This window comes from Bradyrhizobium sp. SZCCHNR1093, assembly GCF_032381175.1.
GTDB lineage: Bacteria > Pseudomonadota > Alphaproteobacteria > Rhizobiales > Xanthobacteraceae > Bradyrhizobium.
In genome coordinates, this window is the sequence record NZ_JAUHJJ010000017.1 from 26,528 (window position 1) to 42,008 (window position 15,481).

At 64.2% G+C, this 15,481-nt stretch carries 27 protein-coding genes; 21 read left to right on the forward strand and 6 right to left on the reverse strand.

Annotation, left to right across the window (positions count from 1 at the left end):
- Positions 1–27 precede the first annotated feature (27 nt).
- Entirely contained in the window at positions 28–870 is an 843-nt protein-coding gene (locus QX070_RS31065; RefSeq protein WP_315740958.1) for a sulfurtransferase, read from the reverse strand.
- A 66-nt stretch (positions 871–936) separates the two neighbouring features.
- Positions 937–1,395 (reverse strand): hypothetical protein, encoded by a 459-nt coding sequence (locus QX070_RS31070; RefSeq protein ID WP_315740959.1) that lies wholly within the window; start codon positions 1,393–1,395, stop codon positions 937–939.
- A gap of 197 nt (positions 1,396–1,592) precedes the next feature.
- Here QX070_RS31070 and QX070_RS31075 point away from each other — a divergent pair, with 197 nt between their 5' ends.
- Positions 1,593–2,012, forward strand: coding sequence for a Rieske (2Fe-2S) protein (locus QX070_RS31075; protein WP_315740960.1), 420 nt, complete (start codon positions 1,593–1,595; stop codon positions 2,010–2,012).
- 71 nt (positions 2,013–2,083) lie between these two features.
- Here the strand turns inward: QX070_RS31075 and QX070_RS31080 are convergent, their stop codons facing one another.
- A complete protein-coding gene (locus tag QX070_RS31080; protein WP_315740961.1) occupies positions 2,084–2,692 on the reverse strand; it encodes a hypothetical protein in 609 nt (202 codons plus the stop codon).
- Positions 2,693–3,016: 324 nt separating this feature from the next.
- Here QX070_RS31080 and QX070_RS31085 point away from each other — a divergent pair, with 324 nt between their 5' ends.
- The 20 genes from QX070_RS31085 (at position 3,017) to QX070_RS31180 (ending at position 13,736) form a co-directional block, all read left to right on the forward strand.
- Complete coding sequence (locus tag QX070_RS31085) at positions 3,017–3,337, forward strand: HesB/IscA family protein (RefSeq protein ID WP_257170758.1); 321 nt, start codon at positions 3,017–3,019, stop codon at positions 3,335–3,337.
- 38 nt (positions 3,338–3,375) lie between these two features.
- On the forward strand, positions 3,376–3,666 hold the full coding sequence (locus QX070_RS31090; RefSeq protein WP_315740962.1) for a NifU family protein: 291 nt from the start codon (positions 3,376–3,378) through the stop codon (positions 3,664–3,666).
- A gap of 9 nt (positions 3,667–3,675) precedes the next feature.
- The gene (nifS, locus tag QX070_RS31095) at positions 3,676–4,887 is read left to right on the forward strand and encodes a cysteine desulfurase NifS (protein WP_315740963.1); all 1,212 of its coding nucleotides are present in this window, start codon (positions 3,676–3,678) and stop codon (positions 4,885–4,887) included.
- Positions 4,887–5,108 carry a putative nitrogen fixation protein NifT gene (gene nifT, locus QX070_RS31100; protein WP_315713133.1) on the forward strand — a complete coding sequence of 74 codons (222 nt, stop codon included), beginning with the start codon at positions 4,887–4,889 and terminating at the stop codon, positions 5,106–5,108. The genes nifS and nifT overlap by 1 nt, the downstream gene beginning before the upstream one ends.
- Complete coding sequence (locus tag QX070_RS31105) at positions 5,108–5,974, forward strand: SIR2 family protein (protein WP_315740964.1); 867 nt, start codon at positions 5,108–5,110, stop codon at positions 5,972–5,974. The genes nifT and QX070_RS31105 overlap by 1 nt, the downstream gene beginning before the upstream one ends.
- Before the next feature lie 264 nt (positions 5,975–6,238).
- Entirely contained in the window at positions 6,239–7,801 is a 1,563-nt protein-coding gene (gene nifB, locus QX070_RS31110) for a nitrogenase cofactor biosynthesis protein NifB (protein WP_315740965.1), read from the forward strand.
- Between the two features lie 55 nt (positions 7,802–7,856).
- Positions 7,857–8,081 carry a YfhL family 4Fe-4S dicluster ferredoxin gene (locus QX070_RS31115; RefSeq protein WP_006609676.1) on the forward strand — a complete coding sequence of 75 codons (225 nt, stop codon included), beginning with the start codon at positions 7,857–7,859 and terminating at the stop codon, positions 8,079–8,081.
- 11 nt (positions 8,082–8,092) lie between these two features.
- Positions 8,093–8,422 (forward strand): iron-sulfur cluster assembly accessory protein, encoded by a 330-nt coding sequence (locus QX070_RS31120; protein ID WP_315740966.1) that lies wholly within the window; start codon positions 8,093–8,095, stop codon positions 8,420–8,422.
- A gap of 11 nt (positions 8,423–8,433) precedes the next feature.
- Complete coding sequence (locus QX070_RS31125; protein WP_315740967.1) at positions 8,434–8,967, forward strand: hypothetical protein; 534 nt, start codon at positions 8,434–8,436, stop codon at positions 8,965–8,967.
- Entirely contained in the window at positions 8,960–9,733 is a 774-nt protein-coding gene (locus QX070_RS31130; RefSeq protein ID WP_315740968.1) for a 4Fe4S-binding leucine-rich repeat protein, read from the forward strand. Before QX070_RS31125 ends, QX070_RS31130 begins: the two co-directional genes overlap by 8 nt.
- Positions 9,730–10,053 (forward strand): nitrogen fixation protein NifZ, encoded by a 324-nt coding sequence (locus tag QX070_RS31135; RefSeq protein WP_315740969.1) that lies wholly within the window; start codon positions 9,730–9,732, stop codon positions 10,051–10,053. Before QX070_RS31130 ends, QX070_RS31135 begins: the two co-directional genes overlap by 4 nt.
- Positions 10,050–10,289: a nitrogen fixation protein NifZ gene (locus QX070_RS31140; RefSeq protein ID WP_315740970.1), complete on the forward strand. Its 240-nt coding sequence runs from the start codon at positions 10,050–10,052 to the stop codon at positions 10,287–10,289. The genes QX070_RS31135 and QX070_RS31140 overlap by 4 nt, the downstream gene beginning before the upstream one ends.
- 15 nt (positions 10,290–10,304) lie before the next feature.
- Positions 10,305–10,661 carry a DUF3024 domain-containing protein gene (locus tag QX070_RS31145; protein WP_315740971.1) on the forward strand — a complete coding sequence of 119 codons (357 nt, stop codon included), beginning with the start codon at positions 10,305–10,307 and terminating at the stop codon, positions 10,659–10,661.
- Positions 10,662–10,680: 19 nt separating this feature from the next.
- Positions 10,681–10,941, forward strand: coding sequence for a hypothetical protein (locus QX070_RS31150; protein ID WP_315740972.1), 261 nt, complete (start codon positions 10,681–10,683; stop codon positions 10,939–10,941).
- A gap of 2 nt (positions 10,942–10,943) precedes the next feature.
- On the forward strand, positions 10,944–12,158 hold the full coding sequence (locus QX070_RS31155; RefSeq protein WP_315740973.1) for a DegT/DnrJ/EryC1/StrS family aminotransferase: 1,215 nt from the start codon (positions 10,944–10,946) through the stop codon (positions 12,156–12,158).
- A gap of 36 nt (positions 12,159–12,194) precedes the next feature.
- The gene (locus QX070_RS31160; protein ID WP_315740974.1) at positions 12,195–12,503 is read left to right on the forward strand and encodes a 2Fe-2S iron-sulfur cluster-binding protein; all 309 of its coding nucleotides are present in this window, start codon (positions 12,195–12,197) and stop codon (positions 12,501–12,503) included.
- Between the two features lie 12 nt (positions 12,504–12,515).
- Positions 12,516–12,728: a hypothetical protein gene (locus QX070_RS31165; protein WP_284423618.1), complete on the forward strand. Its 213-nt coding sequence runs from the start codon at positions 12,516–12,518 to the stop codon at positions 12,726–12,728.
- Positions 12,729–12,766: 38 nt separating this feature from the next.
- Positions 12,767–13,081, forward strand: coding sequence for a DUF6156 family protein (locus QX070_RS31170; protein ID WP_315740975.1), 315 nt, complete (start codon positions 12,767–12,769; stop codon positions 13,079–13,081).
- 12 nt (positions 13,082–13,093) lie between these two features.
- A complete protein-coding gene (locus tag QX070_RS31175; RefSeq protein WP_315740976.1) occupies positions 13,094–13,261 on the forward strand; it encodes a hypothetical protein in 168 nt (55 codons plus the stop codon).
- 16 nt (positions 13,262–13,277) lie between these two features.
- Positions 13,278–13,736, forward strand: a complete 459-nt coding sequence (locus QX070_RS31180) for a group II truncated hemoglobin (protein WP_315740977.1) — start codon at positions 13,278–13,280, stop codon at positions 13,734–13,736.
- A 253-nt stretch (positions 13,737–13,989) separates the two neighbouring features.
- Here QX070_RS31180 and QX070_RS31185 read toward each other — a convergent pair whose 3' ends face one another.
- Genes QX070_RS31185 through QX070_RS31195 form a run of 3 tightly spaced genes read right to left on the reverse strand, consistent with a single transcriptional unit; the run spans position 13,990 to position 15,417 of the window.
- Entirely contained in the window at positions 13,990–14,232 is a 243-nt protein-coding gene (locus tag QX070_RS31185) for a hypothetical protein (RefSeq protein WP_315740978.1), read from the reverse strand.
- 26 nt (positions 14,233–14,258) lie between these two features.
- On the reverse strand, positions 14,259–15,017 hold the full coding sequence (locus QX070_RS31190) for a dienelactone hydrolase family protein (RefSeq protein ID WP_315740979.1): 759 nt from the start codon (positions 15,015–15,017) through the stop codon (positions 14,259–14,261).
- Between the two features lie 37 nt (positions 15,018–15,054).
- Positions 15,055–15,417 (reverse strand): iron-sulfur cluster assembly protein, encoded by a 363-nt coding sequence (locus tag QX070_RS31195; RefSeq protein WP_315741024.1) that lies wholly within the window; start codon positions 15,415–15,417, stop codon positions 15,055–15,057.
- Positions 15,418–15,481 lie beyond the last annotated feature (64 nt).

Sequence of the window (15,481 nt, forward strand, 5' to 3'; positions counted from 1 at the left end):
CGTGCTCCCGTCATTCGTCTGTGCACATCACGCCGCCACCGCCGTGTCGTCGAGCTGGCTCCATTCCGCCCAGGACCCGTCGTAGACGGCAACATCCGGACGTCCCAGCCGATAGAGCGCCAGCGCCAGCATGCATGACGTGATGCCCGAGGCGCAGGTGGTGACGATCGGCTTCTCCAGATCGACGCCGGCACTCGCGAATCGGGCTGCGAGCGCGTCGGGCGCCATGAGCACGCCCGTGTCCGGGTCGACCAGATCGGCCCAGGGCAGATTGATCGCGCCGGGGATGTGGCCCTGGCGCTTGAACGTGAACACGTCCGCTTGGGTGCCATCGAACTTGCCGGGCCCACGGGCGTCGACCAGCTGCGCGCCGCCACTCTGCACGGCGGCCGAGGTGGTCACAAGCTCCGGCCTGAAGCTTGCGCTGAAACTCGCCGGCACCGGGCGCACCGGCGTCATCTCGGCCGGCTGCTTCTCCTTGGTCCATTTGCCGAAGCCGCCGTCGAGCAGGGCGACGTTGTCGTGCCCGAACACGCGGAACATCCACCACACGCGGCCCGCGGCGGAGCCGCCATAGTGGCGGTCATAGACGATGACGCGGTCAGAATTGCTGATGCCGAGCAGCCCGACCTTGTGGGCGAAATCCTCCGCTGACGGCAGCATGTGCGGCAGCAGGCTCGACTTATCGGCGACCTGGTCGATGTCGAAATGCACCGAGCCCGGCAGATGCCGGCCGCGATATTGCGTACGGCCATCGAGATTGGTGCTCGGATGATGCCAGGTGCAGTCGAGGATCTTGGTGGCGGGATCGGTGAGATGTTGCGCCAGCCATTCGGAGCTGACCAGGGCGTCAGAGAAGTCTGTGCTCATGCATTCGCTCGCGATGTCGTTAAACCAACAGGAGGGACCAGGTCCAAGGCGTGACGGCGTCCGCCGTCACAGCGTCTTCGGCATCGGATAGCCCGGGCGTGGATGCGTGTCGTAGTATTCCGGACGCTCCGGCCAGCCGCCTTCGGCGATGATCTTGAAGGTCGCGACCGTAACCGGCGCGCCGGGCGAGCACGACACTTCGGTGAACTTGATCTCGCGCTCGCCTGGGCCGGCGGAGAAATCGGCGACGGTGGTGCCGTCCGCCTTGCGGGCGCGCGCAAAGCCGGGCGTGCCGACGGTGGCCGCCGGCACGGACGTCGCGACGAAGTTCGGCTGCTCGAGGCCATCCACCGCGGGGCCGAAGGCGGGCGAGCCGAACGTGAAGGTCGCGAGCACGCCGCTGCGGTCGACCGGCTTGTCCGCGGTGATCGGACGCGCCACCGAGTAGACCGTCAGCGTGCCGCCCTCCAATGCCGCCTTGATGTCGTCGAGCGAGCTCTCGACGAATTCCAGTGCCACGTTCATGTCGATCTCCTTACAAAGCCGTACTCGCAGGAGAAATTTTCAAGTTCTGTGCCAGTCTCTCGCAGCAGCGAAGAAAGCCAGGCGGACGGGCGGAGTTGCGCGAATCTTGCAACGCGTTCCGCAGGCGAGCCGACCGCCGCTCCCGCTGCGCTGAAGCGGCCGTGTCGGAGATGCGCCAGACATCGATGAGGCCCGACATGACGACCGACGTCGCCTACGCCATCTGCAGCTTCAACGACATCCCGAGCCGCCGCGCCATGGGCTTTCAGCTCATGATCGTAGCCGAGGACGGAACGCAACGTCCGTGGCCGATCTTCGTGATCCGCTGGGGCAAGCAGGTGTTCGGATATCTGAACATGTGCCCGCACGATAAGGTCAATCTCGACTGGGAGCGAAATCAGTTTCTGGACGGCAACGGCCTGCGCATCCTGTGCGGCAAGCACGGCTCGCTGTTCGAGATCGGCACCGGGCTCTGCGTCGACGGCCCGTGCAAGGGCGAGAGCCTGACGCCGGTGGCGTTGAGCGTCCTCGATGGCGACATCTGCGTGACCGGCGTAACCTTGGTCGAGGATGAAGAGAATGAGGACGAGACCGGCCTGCAATGCGAGGAAGGCTGAGGCTGCGATCCCGGCGAAGTCCCGACGGCAACTGCCGGGACTTCATCTTGCATATGAAGAAAAGGACGATGTCAGACAGGCCGGTTCTCGTTGCGGTTCTTGACCGGCTCCATCCTGGCCAGTGCATCCGCGTAAGGCACGAGATCGTAATTCTCACTGAAGTCCTTGGCGGTGTCGAGCACGTAGTCGAGCTTGCCTGCGGTATCGAGCTTCTTGATGTCGTTCTTGTCGATCGACAGCAGGTCCAGCATCTCCTTCCACACCGTGGATTCGTCGCAAGGCAGGACATAGAACGTCACGTCGCCCATCTTGATGCGATACTTCGCCAGGAGGTCGATGTTGTTGCAGAACATGAAGTACTTGCCGTTCGGCTGCAGCAGGTTCTTGAGCACCTCGACCGCCGTCTCGAGATAGGCCAGCGAGTGGATGTAGCCGACCAGCACCGGAATGGTCGCCTCGCCGTCGTTGACGATCGTCAGCACCTGCTCGATCGAGAAGTCCGGCGGCCGCTTCTCGTCGGCGACCTGGGTCTGGAATTTCAGCGCGATGTCGCCGCGGAAGCCGAACCGTCCCGGCTTGGTGGTCGGCGCCTTGAGGACGGCGTTGAGCAGCCGTCCTTCCTTGTCGAGCTGCGCGAGCGCGGTGGTCTCGATCGCAACCGTCTTCTCCAATGTCGTCATCAGCAATCCCCTCGCATGTCCTGGTGAGCCGTCTCGCCGCACGGCGCGGTCGAAAAGGGCTGGAATGCAAATTGTCTGCCGATGTGTGCTGCGTCTTGATTTACTTGGTCTTTCGCCCGCGACCTCAGAGCATTGTCGGGTTTCCGCCGCGACATCCTTTCGGCACGTCCGAGGCCGGCGCAAATCATCCGTGTCGGAAACCCGACATGCGTCGGAAACGCCACAGCGACTTTGCGAAAAGCCGTGTCGTTTCAGTTAATTGCTGCATGGCATGAGACTTGCCACTCCTGTTCGCAACAGCCGAATGGGAAAGGCAAGATGATGATGATCAACCTGACCGACAGCGCCATCAACGCGGTTCGCAACGCGATCACGACCTCCGACAAGCCGGTCGACGGCCTCAGGATCATGGTCGAAGCGGGCGGCTGCGCCGGGCTCAAATACAATATGGGCCTCGTCAGCGGCAGCGAGCCGGAGGACACCGTGATCGAGCGCGAGGGCGTGCGCGTGCTGGTCGATCACAAGAGCCTCGAATATCTCGAAGGCACGACGATCGATTTCGTCATCGCGCTGGAGGGCTCCGGCTTCACCTTCGAGAATCCGAATGCCAAGTCAAGCTGCGGCTGCGGCAAGTCGTTCGCTTGATTCTTCGCTCGATCATTCAACACGCGAGAAGTGAAACCATGCTGGTCGAATCCCAGGGCATCGTCGAAGCGCCGGCCCAGATGAGCGAGCGCGAGCGGATCATCCGGGCCGTGATCGAGGAGGTCCGCCCGAACCTCAAGCGTGACGGCGGCGATTGCGAGCTCGTCGAGATCGATGGCAACAAGATCATGGTCCGGCTCGCCGGCGCCTGCATCTTCTGCAAGCTCGCCAGCGCGACGCTCGAGGGCATCCAGGCCCGTATGATCGAGAAGCTCGGCGAGTTCGTTCGCCTCGTTCCCGTGGCCGGCGCACCCAAGGCGCGGCATTAAGGAGCGGTCTTGCGTCCGGTCTATCTCGACAACAACGCGACGACCCGTGCGGATCCTGAGGTCGTCGCCGCGATGTTGCCGTTCTTCTCGGACCAGTTCGGCAATGCCTCGTCCTCGCATGCGTTCGGCAGCGAGGTGGCGGGCGCCGTGAGGCGGGCGCGCAAGAGCCTGCAGGCGCTGTTAGGGGCCGCCTTCGACCACGAGATCGTCTTCACGTCGGGCGGCACGGAATCCGACAACAGCGCGATCCTGTCGGCGCTGGAGACGCAAGACGCGCGCGACGAGATCGTTACCACGGCGGTAGAGCATCCCGCGATCCTGTCGCTGGTCGAATATCTCAGGGACAAGCGCGGCCTCACGGTGCATCTGATCGGCGTCGATGCGGCCGGTTGTCTCGATCTCGACGCCTACAAGCGCGCGCTCGGGCCACGTACCGCGATCGCCTCGGCGATGTGGGCCAACAACGAGACCGGTACGCTGTTTCCGATTCCGGAGCTGGCGAAGCTCGCACATGACGCCGGTGCGCTGTTTCACACTGATGCCGTGCAGGCCCTCGGCAAGATCGCGATCGATGTAAAAGCGGCCGGCGTCGACATGCTGTCGCTGTCGGGTCACAAGCTGCACGGCCCCAAGGGCATCGGTGCGCTGTACCTCCGCAAGGGCACGCCGTTCGCGCCGCTGGTGCGCGGTGGCCCGCAGGAGCGCCGCCGCCGTGGCGGCACCGAGAACGTTCCCGCGATCATCGGTCTCGGCAAGGCGGCCGACCTCGCCGGACGACATCTCGCCGACGAGCAGGGCCGGGTGCGCGCGCTGCGCGACCGGCTGGAGCAGGGCATCATCCAGGACGTCGGCCATTGCGCCGTGCTGGGCGATATCGAGCACCGGCTGCCCAACACGTTGAACATCGCCTTCCAGCATCTCGAAGGTGAGCCGATCGTGATGCGCCTGAATCAGGCGGGCATCGCGGCTTCGCTCGGCTCGGCCTGCGCGTCCGGCTCGATGGAGCCGTCGCATGTGCTGCGCGCGATGAACGTGCCGTCGGATCTGCTCCGCGGCGCCGTCCGCTTCTCGCTATCGCGCGACACCACCGACGACGACATCACGCGCGTGCTGCAGGTCCTGCCCGACATCGTCGCCAGGCTGCGTGAGACCTCGCCGGCCTGGCTGCAGCATCATCCTTCACAATCGGCGGCCCCCCTTCGATCCACGGAGCTCACGTAATGAAAGTCATGATCCGCCGCTCGCCGGAAACGGGCCTGTCGATCTACGTCCCCAAGAAGGACCTCGAGGAGCCCATCGTCGAGTCCGAGCACGAGTCCTTGTGGGGTGGCTGGATTCGCATCGCCAATGGCTGGGTGCTCGAATTGCCGCAGATGGCCGCCGACACGCGGCTGCCGATCACGATCAATGCGCGCAAGCGCGGTGGCGAAGGGGACGAGTGATGAATGCGCCGCTTCCTCATATCGACATCGTCAGACAGGCTGATGCCGAAGCCCTGCTCAAGGACGTCGTGGCCCGGCTGAAGGCCGGCAAGGTCGTTCCGTATCTCGGTCCCGGCGTCTCGGAGCAATCCGGCGCGGCGGTGCCGATGAATCCTGAAGCGCTGGCCGCGTTCTTCGGCACCAAGGTGGCGCTGCCGCGCCGCGCCAAGGGCAATGCGTGGGCTTCCGCGCAGCACATCGAGAGCACGCGCCACCGCTCGACGGTGACGGCGCTGATGGCTGAAGCCTTTGCCGCGCCCGTCGCGCCGACACCGCTGCAGCAGTATCTGGCGTCGCTGCCGCTGCCGATGGTCGTCGACAGCTGGTATGACGGCGCGATGCGGACGGCGCTCGCCGGGCGCGGCGATTGGGGCGAGGTGCAGGGCATCACGCGGGCCGGAATCGGCGAGGACCGCTGGTATCGCTTCTACGACGCTGCGGGCGCCGAGAGCGATCGTGAGAAGGCCGGAAGCTGGACCACGCTGCTCTACAAGCCGCATGGCGGGACCACGCCAGCCAAGAACTTCCTGATCACAGACGCCGACTATGTCGAGGTCCTGACCGACATCGACATCCAGACGCCGATACCCGACACGGTTAAGGACCGGCGCACCGACCGAAGCTTCCTGTTCATCGGCTGCCGCTTCAACGACCAGTTGCTGCGCACCTATGGCCGTCAGGTGATCAAGCGCTCCGGCGCCGAGCATTACGTCCTGGTCGAGCCTGACTCATTGTCGAAGAACGAGCTGAAGTTCTTCATCGCCGAGCGGTTGACGCCGATCGCGATTCCGCTGGCCCGCGCGACCGAGATCATCATCGGCGGCTGAGCGAAACCACGACACCGTAAATCGAACAGCGCGGCCGCAAGCTGCGCTGTTTTGCCGTTCGTTCCTGTGTCCCAATTCGAGTCTGTAACGTTTCTAACAACGCCCGAAACGAGAGCCTTTCGCATGTTGGCAAGGCGACAGGCGCGATGATCTGGCTAAGGCGTTGATAGTCTGACGAAATGATCTTGTCCGCGGCGTGGCACGCGAGTTGCTGAACCCTAGCCCAAGGCGGTTTGCGGCTCGCCAGCAACGTAAGGAGCGGACATGGACGCGTCAGTGCAGCACGAACAGGCGACGATACCGGACGGCGACAAGCTGAGCTCGGTGATGCAGACCATCGCGGAACACAAGGGCTGCGGCACCTCGGGCGGCAGCGGCAAGGCGAGCTGCGGCTCGGGCGCCGGCGAGAACGACCTGCCGCCGGAGATCTGGGAGAAGGTGAAGAACCATCCCTGCTACAGCGAGGAGGCGCATCATCACTACGCGCGCATGCACGTCGCCGTCGCGCCCGCCTGCAACATCCAGTGCAACTACTGCAACCGCAAATATGACTGCGCCAACGAGTCGCGTCCGGGCGTGGTCAGCGAGAAGCTGTCGCCGGAACAGGCCGCCAAGAAAGTGCTCGCTGTCGCCTCGACCATTCCGCAGATGACCGTGCTGGGCATTGCCGGTCCGGGCGATCCGCTCGCCAATCCGGAGAAGACGTTCAAGACCTTCGAGCTGATCGCTCGCACCGCCCCCGACATCAAGCTCTGCCTGTCGACCAACGGCCTCGCGCTGCCCGATCACGTCGACACCATCGCCGGCTTCAACGTCGATCACGTCACGATCACCATCAACATGGTTGATCCCGAGATCGGCGCCAAGATCTATCCGTGGGTGTTCTGGAAGCACAAGCGCTACACCGGCGTCGAAGCCGCCAAGCTCCTCACCGATCGGCAGCTGCAGGGGCTGGAGATGCTGACCGAGCGCGGCATCCTCTGCAAGGTCAACTCGGTGATGATCCCGGGCGTCAACGACAAGCACCTCGTCGAGGTCAACAAGGCGGTGAAGTCGCGTGGCGCCTTCCTGCACAACATCATGCCGCTGATCTCCTCGCCGGAGCACGGCACCGTGTTCGGCCTGACCGGCCAGCGCGGCCCGACCGCGCAGGAGCTGAAGGCGCTACAGGACGAGTGCGAAGGCGAGATGAACATGATGCGGCATTGCCGGCAATGCCGCGCCGACGCCGTGGGCCTGCTCGGCGAGGACCGCTCCGCCGAATTCACCACCGACAAGATCATGGCGATGGAGGTGAACTACGACATCGACAGCCGCAAGGCCTATCAGGAGGCGGTCGAGCAGGAGCGTGTCGCCAAGGTCGTGGCGAAGCAGGAGGAGCTCGCCTCGCTCGCCGGCCAGTCCAGCGACATCAAGCTGCTGATCGCGGTCGCGACCAAGGGCTCGGGCCTGATCAACGAGCATTTCGGACACGCCAAGGAGTTCCAAGTCTACGAGCTTTCCACGGCCGGAGCCAAGTTCGTCGGTCACCGCCGCGTCGACCTGTACTGCCAGGGCGGCTATGGCGATGAGGACAGCCTGGAGACCGTCATCCGCGCCATCAACGACTGCCATGCGGTGTTCGTGGCCAAGATCGGCGGCTGCCCGAAGAGCGACCTGCAGGCCGCGGGCATCGAGCCGGTCGATCAGTTCGCCCATGAGTTCATCGAGAAGTCCGCGATCGCCTGGTTCAAGGGCTACCTCGACAAGGTGAACAGTGGCGAGATCCAGCACGTCGTGCGCGGTGACGCCGAAATTCGCCAGGGCGCCCTGATCTCGGCAGCGTGACATCAGACCCCGGCGGCGCCGTCGCGTCGCCGGGCCCCTTCGACAGGAGCCTTTGATGACCTTGAAGATCATTGCCTCGCAGTGCACGAGCTGCTCGGCCTGTGAACCCGAATGTCCGAACGTGGCGATCTCGGAGAAGAACGGCACCTTCGTGATCGATCCGAAGAAGTGCACGGAATGCATCGGCCATTTCGACGAGCCGCAATGCGCGGCGGTCTGCCCGGTCGACAACACCTGCGTGATCGACAATTCGTTCCCGCGCTATCAGCCGCCGGCTTGAGGGAGACCGAGATGAACTTCACGCTCACGCCAGCCGCGCAGAAGTTCATGCGCATGATGCTGCGGGCTGACGGCACTGCGGGCTCTGGTTTCCGTCTCGCGGTGTCGCCCGGCGGTTGCTCGGGACTTGCCGCCGATATCACCGTCCTCGCGACGCCGCAGCCCGGCGATGCGGTGGTTGAACGCGATGGCGTCAGGCTGTTCCTGCCGGCGGAGAGCCGTTTGCTGCTCGACGGCGTCACCATCGACTTCGCGGATACCGCGACGCAGACCGGCCTCGTGTTTCATGATCCGAAGCAGGTCTCGTGCTCGACCCATGCCTTGAAGGCGCTGGAGCACTAGGACAGCTCGCCATGCCCACCGACGCCCGGCCCAGCTCTCAGACCGCCATCGAGGACGCGCTGCTTGCCGACGCGCTGCTCGGCGGCGGCCTGCCGGAGGAGGCCGAGTATCATCTGTGGCAGGCGGGCCAGAGCTATCATCTCGACGATGTCGCGGAGACGCATCTGAAAAAGGCGGAAGCGCTGGCGCCTGGGCATGCGGCGGTCCTGATCGGCTTCTACCGGTTCTATTTCTACAAGGGACGGCTCGCTGACGCGTTGCGCATCGCCAAGCGGTGCCTCGCCAAGGCAGCCGTCGAGAACCGCTTGCCGCCGCATTGGCGCGACGTTCGCGCCGGTCATGCCGAGTTCGGCAGCTATGACAACATGCTGCCGCGTTTCTTCATGTTCACCTTGAAGGGATACGCCTATTTGCAGATGCGCCTCGGCAATCTCGTCGAGGGACGGCTCGCGGTGCAAAAGCTGCTCGAGCTCGATCCCAGCGACAAGATCGGCGCACGCGTCCTGCTCGAGGTGGTCGACCGGGTGGAGCTCGATGATGAATGACGACATCGACGAGGCCATCGACTGGCAGGGCAACGAGATCAGTTGTGCAGGCTGCGAACACGCGCAGCTCAACGCATCGGGTGGCTGTCGCCTTCGGCACGCCTGCGTGCACGACCGCTACGCCCGCCGCATCGACCGCTTCTTCAACTGGAATCCGGCGCTCGCCAACGGCTACGTCAAGCATCCGCACTTCGAGGTGCGTGCGATCGCGGCCAAGCATGCCAGCCCGTTCTTTCTGCCGCCGCTGCTCGATGATCCCGAGGAGACGGTGCGCTGGAATGCCGCGCGGCGGCTGCCGAAGCGGCTGGTGCTGCGGCTGCGCCATGATCCGCATCGCGAGGTCCGCATCCGGATCGCGACGGTGCTCGATCCGGAAGATCTGATGCCGATGATGATGGACGACGACTATTACGTCCGTCTCGTCGTGGCGCGCCGCATCGTGCCGTCCGTGCTGGGTCGCATGATGGGGGACCCGGAGGCCGAGGTCCGCCGCGTCGTCGCGCGGCGCATCCCGAGCGACTGGCTGCTCGGCATGATCAGCGACCCAGATCCGCGGGTGCGGCTCGAGATCGCCGAGCGCCTCGCGCCGGATCTCCTCACCGCGATGCGCAAGGACGCCGATTGGCGGGTGCGTCACGAGGTGGCGAGCCGGATCGCGCTCAGTGAGCTCGCGGAGCTGGTGCGCGACGAGGACCCGCTGGTGCAGGAGATGGCGCGCGGCCGGCTCGCGAGCCGCTTCGGAGCTGCGATGGAGAAACCGGCATGAGCAACATCGTTCGTGACAGCGAGGTCGTGGAGTTGTCAGCGCCGCCGTATTTCACGTTTGGCGAGAAGGTCAAGGCGAAGCGCACGATCCGAAACGACGGCACCTATGCAGGCAAGGAGATCGGCGAGGTCCTCGCGAAGAAGGGCGAGATCGGTTACGTCGTGTCGATCGGGACCTTCCTGCAGCAGTTCTACATCTACGGCGTCGAGTTTCTCGAAAGCGGGAACCGCGTCGGCATGAAACGCAAGGAGCTCGAGTCCACCGTTCCCCGCGGGGAGGCCGAGGACGAGCTGCCGCTGCCGGGAGCATACAAGTCATGATCGAGCCGCGCCTGCCGAAATATCAATGGGGTCAGCGCGTGAAGGCGCTGATCGATCTCGTCAACGACGGTTCGTTCCCGAATGCGCCGGCCGAGGCCAAGCTCGTCGGCGTTGGCGACTTGGGCGAGATCGTCCAGGTCGGCACCCATACGGAAGCGAATATGCCGATCTATCTCGTCGAGTTCGGCGAGCAGCTGGTGGTGGGCTGTCTCGAAGAGGAGATCGTCCCGGTCTAAGGGAGATGATCAGCCATGGCCGCAACCGCGCTCAAGCCCAGGGTCATTCTGCCCGCACATCCCAACGAGCTGGATCGCAGGCGGATCGAGCGCGCGCTGAAGTCGCGCAAGCGCTATCGCTATGTCGAGCCGACGGTCTTGCCGGTCAACGAGGGGTATCACGTCAGGAGCCCGTGCTGCTCACGCAACATCGACAAGGACGGCGGGGTGATCGACGTCGCTTTGCTGCGTCACGATCCGGCGAATGCGATGTGGAAGCTGTTCTGGAGAGATCACGGCCAGGGAACATGGGAGCTGCACAGCGTGCACAAGCGGTTGACCGCGGCGGTCGACGAGCTGAACGCCGACCCTGAGCGGATATTCTGGCAGTAGGACGAAGAGGACGGGTGACATGGCACTTGCCGAGCAGGAACTGAATGAGATCGAGCAGGTCCTCACTGGACCCGATGCCGGCAGCGCGGCGTTCGGCGAATTGCGCCGTCGCTTCCCCAAGCTGGTCCTGACGCGTTGCGATGCCTCCGACGTAACCGAACAGCCGTTCCGCAGCTACGCGGCGTTCGACCTGCATCTGCTCGATGCCAGCGACCATTGCGCCGGCGTGACCGACGATCCCGCGAAGGCCACCGGCCTGATCCTGGCCAGGCGGAGCTGATCATGACCAAGCCCTATCTGGTGCATGACGCCGATCGACAGGAGCAGGACGAGGCTGAGTTGACGCCGGTCGGTTTCGACTTCATCCCGTTGTCCGATCCTGACATCACGACGGCGGAGATCGCCGCCGTGGAGGCGACTTTGCGGTCGCCGCGGCTGTCCTGCGGTCCGCTCGTCGAGGAATTCGAAGCGGCATTCGCGGCCTATCTCGGCCGCAAATATGCCATCGCGGTGCCGAGCGGGACGCTGGGCCTGGTGCTCGTCCTCAAGGCTATGGGGATCGGCCCCGGCGACGAGGTGATCGCGTCGTCCTATTCGTTCCGCGAGGTCGCGCACGCGATCAGTATCGTCGGCGCTAAGCCGGTCTTCGTCGATATCGACTACTATTCGGGCACGCTGGCGCCAAGCAAGATCGAGGCGCGCCTCACTGAGAAGACCAAGGCAATCCTGGCCGGCAACACCAACGGGCATCCGGCCAAATGGTCGGAGCTGCAGGCGATCGCCAAGGCGCACAATCTGCCCCTGATCGAGGATTCGACCGAGGCGATCGGCTCGAAATATCAGGGCGCGCTGGTCGGCACCTTCGGCGTCGCGTCGGTGTTCGATTTCTCGCAGCCTTTTGCATTGACCTGCGGTGAGGGCGGCATGGTCGTCACGGATGACGTCGACATTGCGGTCGCCGTACGTCGCCACCGCTTGCACCGGCTGGACGAGCGCGGTTCGGTCGTGGTCAGCAGCAGCCCGTCCCACCAGGCTGTCATGAGCGACGTGACGGCGGCGCTGGGCCTCGCACAACTGAGGCGAGTCGACGAGATCCTCGAACGCCGCAAGCTGATCGAGCAGATCTATTATAGCCAAGTGCAATCGTTCGAGGGAATCAAGGATCCCTATGTCGGGCCTGATGTCACCGAGGTGAACTGGTTCCTGTATCAGGTGCATCTGGGCACGCGGTTCTCGAAGTCGAGCCGCGATTCGATCGTCGAGGATCTCAGGGTCGAACAGGTCGAGGCGATCGCTTATTCCAATCCGCTGCATCTGCAACGACACTATTTCAACATGGGCTATCGGCGGGGCGACTATCTCGTGACCGAGAAGGTCGCCGATCGCGTCGTAGCCCTGCCGTTCCACGTCCACCTGACCACGGACCAGATCGCCTTCATCGTCGCGACCATGAAGGACGCATCGGTCAATGTCGGAGCGGGCGCGGCGATCTACTGACGAGTTCTGATCTCAAACTGGAAGAGGAGAATCCAAGTGGCGACATTGACGGTAATGCCATCAGGCAAGACGATCGAGGTGGGCGAGGGCACCACCATTCTCGCGGCGCTGCTCGGCGCCGAGGTCGACATCCAGCACAAATGCGAGGGCCAGGCGAAGTGCGGCTCCTGTCACATCTTTCTGCAGGAGGGACGCAAGGGCGTGTCGAAGGTCTCCAAGCTGGAGAACGAGAAGCTCGACACCATCGTCGGCGTCGGCTCGAAATCCCGGCTCGCGTGCCAGGCGACCATCCTGGGCACCGAGAACGTCAAGATCGAGTTGCTCGGCTTTGGCTCGGGTCTGTAACAGGAGGATCAGATGGACAATGTGACGCTCCATGTCCGCTTTGCCAATGACGGCACGGTGGCGGAAATCAGCGAGCGGCCGGTCGGCCTCACGCCGCAGCAATGGTTCGACAAGTTGAGTGAGGCGATCGGAATGAAGGCCTATCAGACCTTCGCCGGCGGCCGCGGCGTGTTTAAGGTGGCGCGCGACCAGATCGAGGCCTTGAAGACCGCAGCCGTGTCGTGACGGCTGCACTGCGGACTCATGCTTGAAGCGGCTGCGTAATGACGGATACAGGGCGGGATTGCCGGTTCTTCGTCTCGTATACGGGCATCAAGCTGCCGCTGCGGCTGGTCACGGCGATCGCGCCGGAGCAGCTGTCGAACCGCAACACCTTCATCCGCGGCTATTTCGATGCCGCGGGTGCGCTCACCGGATTCGAAAAGATCGTCTATGGTGAGATCGAGCTCACGCATCGCTACAGCTACCATGCCAATGGGGCGCTGAGCCGGGCCGAGATCGTGATGCTCGACGAGGATCCGGTGACGCTCAATTTCGACGAGAAAGGCGTCCCTGTCGCTGGACAGGCCGCTGCGTGAGGAGGAGGGATCGTGACCGTCGCCAAGCTGATCGAGGTCCTTGCCAGCATGCCCAAGGACGCTATCGTGCTGATGGACAGCGGCGGCGGATTGTCGCGTGTCGATACGCTGGAGCTTGTGGACGAGCAGGGACCCGGCGCCCCGGCTGAGGTCATCCTGCAGCCGAGCTTGGACGAGTAGAGACAGGAACGGCCGGATGGCGGACGCTGGGACTTCAGAGACTGGAACTCCGGGCGCAGGGCCGGTCGCGACCCCCTATGAGCGGATCGGCGGTGCCGTCGTGGTCGACCGTCTCGTCGAATCCTTCTACCATCGAATGGATACTTTGCCCGATGCCAAGCGTATCCGCGACATGCACGGCAGCAATCTCGGGCCGATCAAGCACATCCTGAAGCGCTATCTCTCCGAATGGCTTGGCGGCCCCAAGCTGTACTCGCCCGAGAAAGGCCATCCGCGGCTGCGCCAGCGTCACATGGGCTTTGCCATCGGCAATGCCGAGCGCGACGCCTGGCTGCTGTGCATGCGCGGCGCGCTCGAGGAGACGGTGACCGACGTCCAGGCGCGGCACGACGTCGACGCCGCCATGACGAAGCTCGCCGACTGGATGCGCAACCAGGCCGGCAACCCGCACGATGCTCGCGCCGCGCGGCCATAGGCCTGCGGTTGCGTCATTGCGAGGAGCAAGGCGACGAAGCAATCCAGAATCGTCGTGTTGCGCTAGATTGCTTCGCTGCGCTCGCAATGACGGAGACTGCGCGGCGCGTAGGGTGGGCAAAGCGAAGCGTGCCCACCGCGACTCCATCAGCCGATGATAGCCGATGGAATGGTGGGCACGGCGAGCTTCGGGCAAGCCTAGCAATTGCCGCCGGTGGCGCCTTTGCCCACCCTACGGCTCTGGAAGGGCCGAGCTAATACAATGGCACGCCGAAGAAGTTCTCGTCGTCGCCGCCCCAGGCGCGGTGTAGCGCCAGGGCGTTCTGCCATTGCATCATCTCGGCCTCGCTGGCATTGCGATGCGTGATCCTGCCGTCCGGCACCTCGGCGAGCAGAAAAGGCTTGCCGTTGCGGATGAAGCGGTTGAGATCCTTGGTGTCGTTGGGGCGCACGACGCAACGTGGCCGCTCGTCGATGAGGATGGTGGTCGGCAGCATCGCGGCGCTCTCACTCCATCAGATTGTCAATCAGCCGGCGGTCCCATGTCGTCGTCGGCTTTCTTCTTCTTTTTCTTGTCGGTCTTGGCGAGCGCGTAGGCGCCGGCGTTCTTCAGCGTGATCGGCGGCTGCCCTACGACATATTGCGAGATCCACGCCAGGGTCCGGTCATGTGCCAGCGCAGTTGCGGATTCATCATAAGTCTGGCCGTCACCGTCGAACGCATGCGCGGCATTCGGATAGGAGAACGCGCTGACCTCGGGATGATAGGCGCGGAACATGGTCACCTCCGCGAACGGCACGACGATGTCGGCCTCGCCGAAATGGAGCAGCGTCGGAATCTTGCGCTTGGCGCCGGCCGCGTTGACGACACCTGTCGCGTAGTAACTCACCGCGCAGGCCACACCGGAGACGCGGTTGGCCGCGTCGTAGGCGAGACCGCCCCCGGCGCCGAAGCCGACCACCGCCACCTTGCCGCATTCCTTGACGCTGTCGACCGTTGACTGGATCTCGGCGAGCAGCGGCGCTGCCGGGTCCGGCACGGTCTTGGCCGGCTCGCCCTCCGTTGCCGCGTCGATCGCCGCAGGAGGCGACAGCTCCGGCGCAATCACGACATATCCGCTGGCCGCAAAGGCATCGGCGACCTTGCGCAGCTTGCCGGCAGCGCCGGTGCCATCCGGCAGGACGACGATCGCCCCCTTCGGCGCATCGGCTGGATCGGCACGAAACGCCTGAAAGGTATGGCCGTCGCTGGCGGTCAGCTTGATCGTGCTCTCCGTAGGCATGTGATGCTCCTGCTCCTGTTGGCGCGGCTCGCGCGCGTTACAACAAACCCAGCTCCAGCGCGGTCTCTTCGGACATGCGCGACTTGTCCCATGGCGGCTCGAACACGAGCGTGACTTTCACCGACGCGACGCCGTCGACGGCCTGTACGGCGTCCTCCACCATGCGGACGATCTCGCTTGCGACCGGGCAGCCAGGCGCCGTCAGGGTCATGTCGATCTCGACGACGCCGCCGCCCTCGTGCGCGATTCGATAGACCAGGCCGAGATCGTAGACGTTCACCGGAATTTCCGGGTCGTAGACCGTCCGCAACGCGGCAATCACGCTCTCGGCGGCATTCCGGGAGCCGCTCGCTACGGCGTTCTGTGCCGGGGAAGGAGAGGGCGGGGCGTGCATCGTCATCATGCGTTGGTTCCTCTCATGATCCTGGTTCGCACCGGGGGATGGTCGTTGGAATTCGTGTCAT

Bases quoted from the DNA above. Each gene is read 5' to 3' on its own strand.
- QX070_RS31065 (WP_315740958.1), bottom strand. From the start codon at position 870: ATGAGCACAGACTTCTCTGACGCCCTGGTCAGCTCCGAATGGCTGGCG.
- QX070_RS31070 (WP_315740959.1), bottom strand. From the start codon at position 1,395: ATGAACGTGGCACTGGAATTCGTCGAGAGCTCGCTCGACGACATCAAG.
- QX070_RS31075 (WP_315740960.1), top strand. From the start codon at position 1,593: ATGACGACCGACGTCGCCTACGCCATCTGCAGCTTCAACGACATCCCG.
- QX070_RS31080 (WP_315740961.1), bottom strand. From the start codon at position 2,692: ATGACGACATTGGAGAAGACGGTTGCGATCGAGACCACCGCGCTCGCG.
- QX070_RS31085 (WP_257170758.1), top strand. From the start codon at position 3,017: ATGATCAACCTGACCGACAGCGCCATCAACGCGGTTCGCAACGCGATC.
- QX070_RS31090 (WP_315740962.1), top strand. From the start codon at position 3,376: ATGCTGGTCGAATCCCAGGGCATCGTCGAAGCGCCGGCCCAGATGAGC.
- nifT (WP_315713133.1), top strand. From the start codon at position 4,887: ATGAAAGTCATGATCCGCCGCTCGCCGGAAACGGGCCTGTCGATCTAC.
- QX070_RS31105 (WP_315740964.1), top strand. From the start codon at position 5,108: ATGAATGCGCCGCTTCCTCATATCGACATCGTCAGACAGGCTGATGCC.
- nifB (WP_315740965.1), top strand. From the start codon at position 6,239: ATGGACGCGTCAGTGCAGCACGAACAGGCGACGATACCGGACGGCGAC.
- QX070_RS31115 (WP_006609676.1), top strand. From the start codon at position 7,857: ATGACCTTGAAGATCATTGCCTCGCAGTGCACGAGCTGCTCGGCCTGT.
- QX070_RS31120 (WP_315740966.1), top strand. From the start codon at position 8,093: ATGAACTTCACGCTCACGCCAGCCGCGCAGAAGTTCATGCGCATGATG.
- QX070_RS31125 (WP_315740967.1), top strand. From the start codon at position 8,434: ATGCCCACCGACGCCCGGCCCAGCTCTCAGACCGCCATCGAGGACGCG.
- QX070_RS31130 (WP_315740968.1), top strand. From the start codon at position 8,960: ATGAATGACGACATCGACGAGGCCATCGACTGGCAGGGCAACGAGATC.
- QX070_RS31135 (WP_315740969.1), top strand. From the start codon at position 9,730: ATGAGCAACATCGTTCGTGACAGCGAGGTCGTGGAGTTGTCAGCGCCG.
- QX070_RS31140 (WP_315740970.1), top strand. From the start codon at position 10,050: ATGATCGAGCCGCGCCTGCCGAAATATCAATGGGGTCAGCGCGTGAAG.
- QX070_RS31145 (WP_315740971.1), top strand. From the start codon at position 10,305: ATGGCCGCAACCGCGCTCAAGCCCAGGGTCATTCTGCCCGCACATCCC.
- QX070_RS31150 (WP_315740972.1), top strand. From the start codon at position 10,681: ATGGCACTTGCCGAGCAGGAACTGAATGAGATCGAGCAGGTCCTCACT.
- QX070_RS31155 (WP_315740973.1), top strand. From the start codon at position 10,944: ATGACCAAGCCCTATCTGGTGCATGACGCCGATCGACAGGAGCAGGAC.
- QX070_RS31165 (WP_284423618.1), top strand. From the start codon at position 12,516: ATGGACAATGTGACGCTCCATGTCCGCTTTGCCAATGACGGCACGGTG.
- QX070_RS31170 (WP_315740975.1), top strand. From the start codon at position 12,767: ATGACGGATACAGGGCGGGATTGCCGGTTCTTCGTCTCGTATACGGGC.
- QX070_RS31180 (WP_315740977.1), top strand. From the start codon at position 13,278: ATGGCGGACGCTGGGACTTCAGAGACTGGAACTCCGGGCGCAGGGCCG.
- QX070_RS31185 (WP_315740978.1), bottom strand. From the start codon at position 14,232: ATGCTGCCGACCACCATCCTCATCGACGAGCGGCCACGTTGCGTCGTG.
- QX070_RS31190 (WP_315740979.1), bottom strand. From the start codon at position 15,017: ATGCCTACGGAGAGCACGATCAAGCTGACCGCCAGCGACGGCCATACC.
- QX070_RS31195 (WP_315741024.1), bottom strand. From the start codon at position 15,417: ATGACGATGCACGCCCCGCCCTCTCCTTCCCCGGCACAGAACGCCGTA.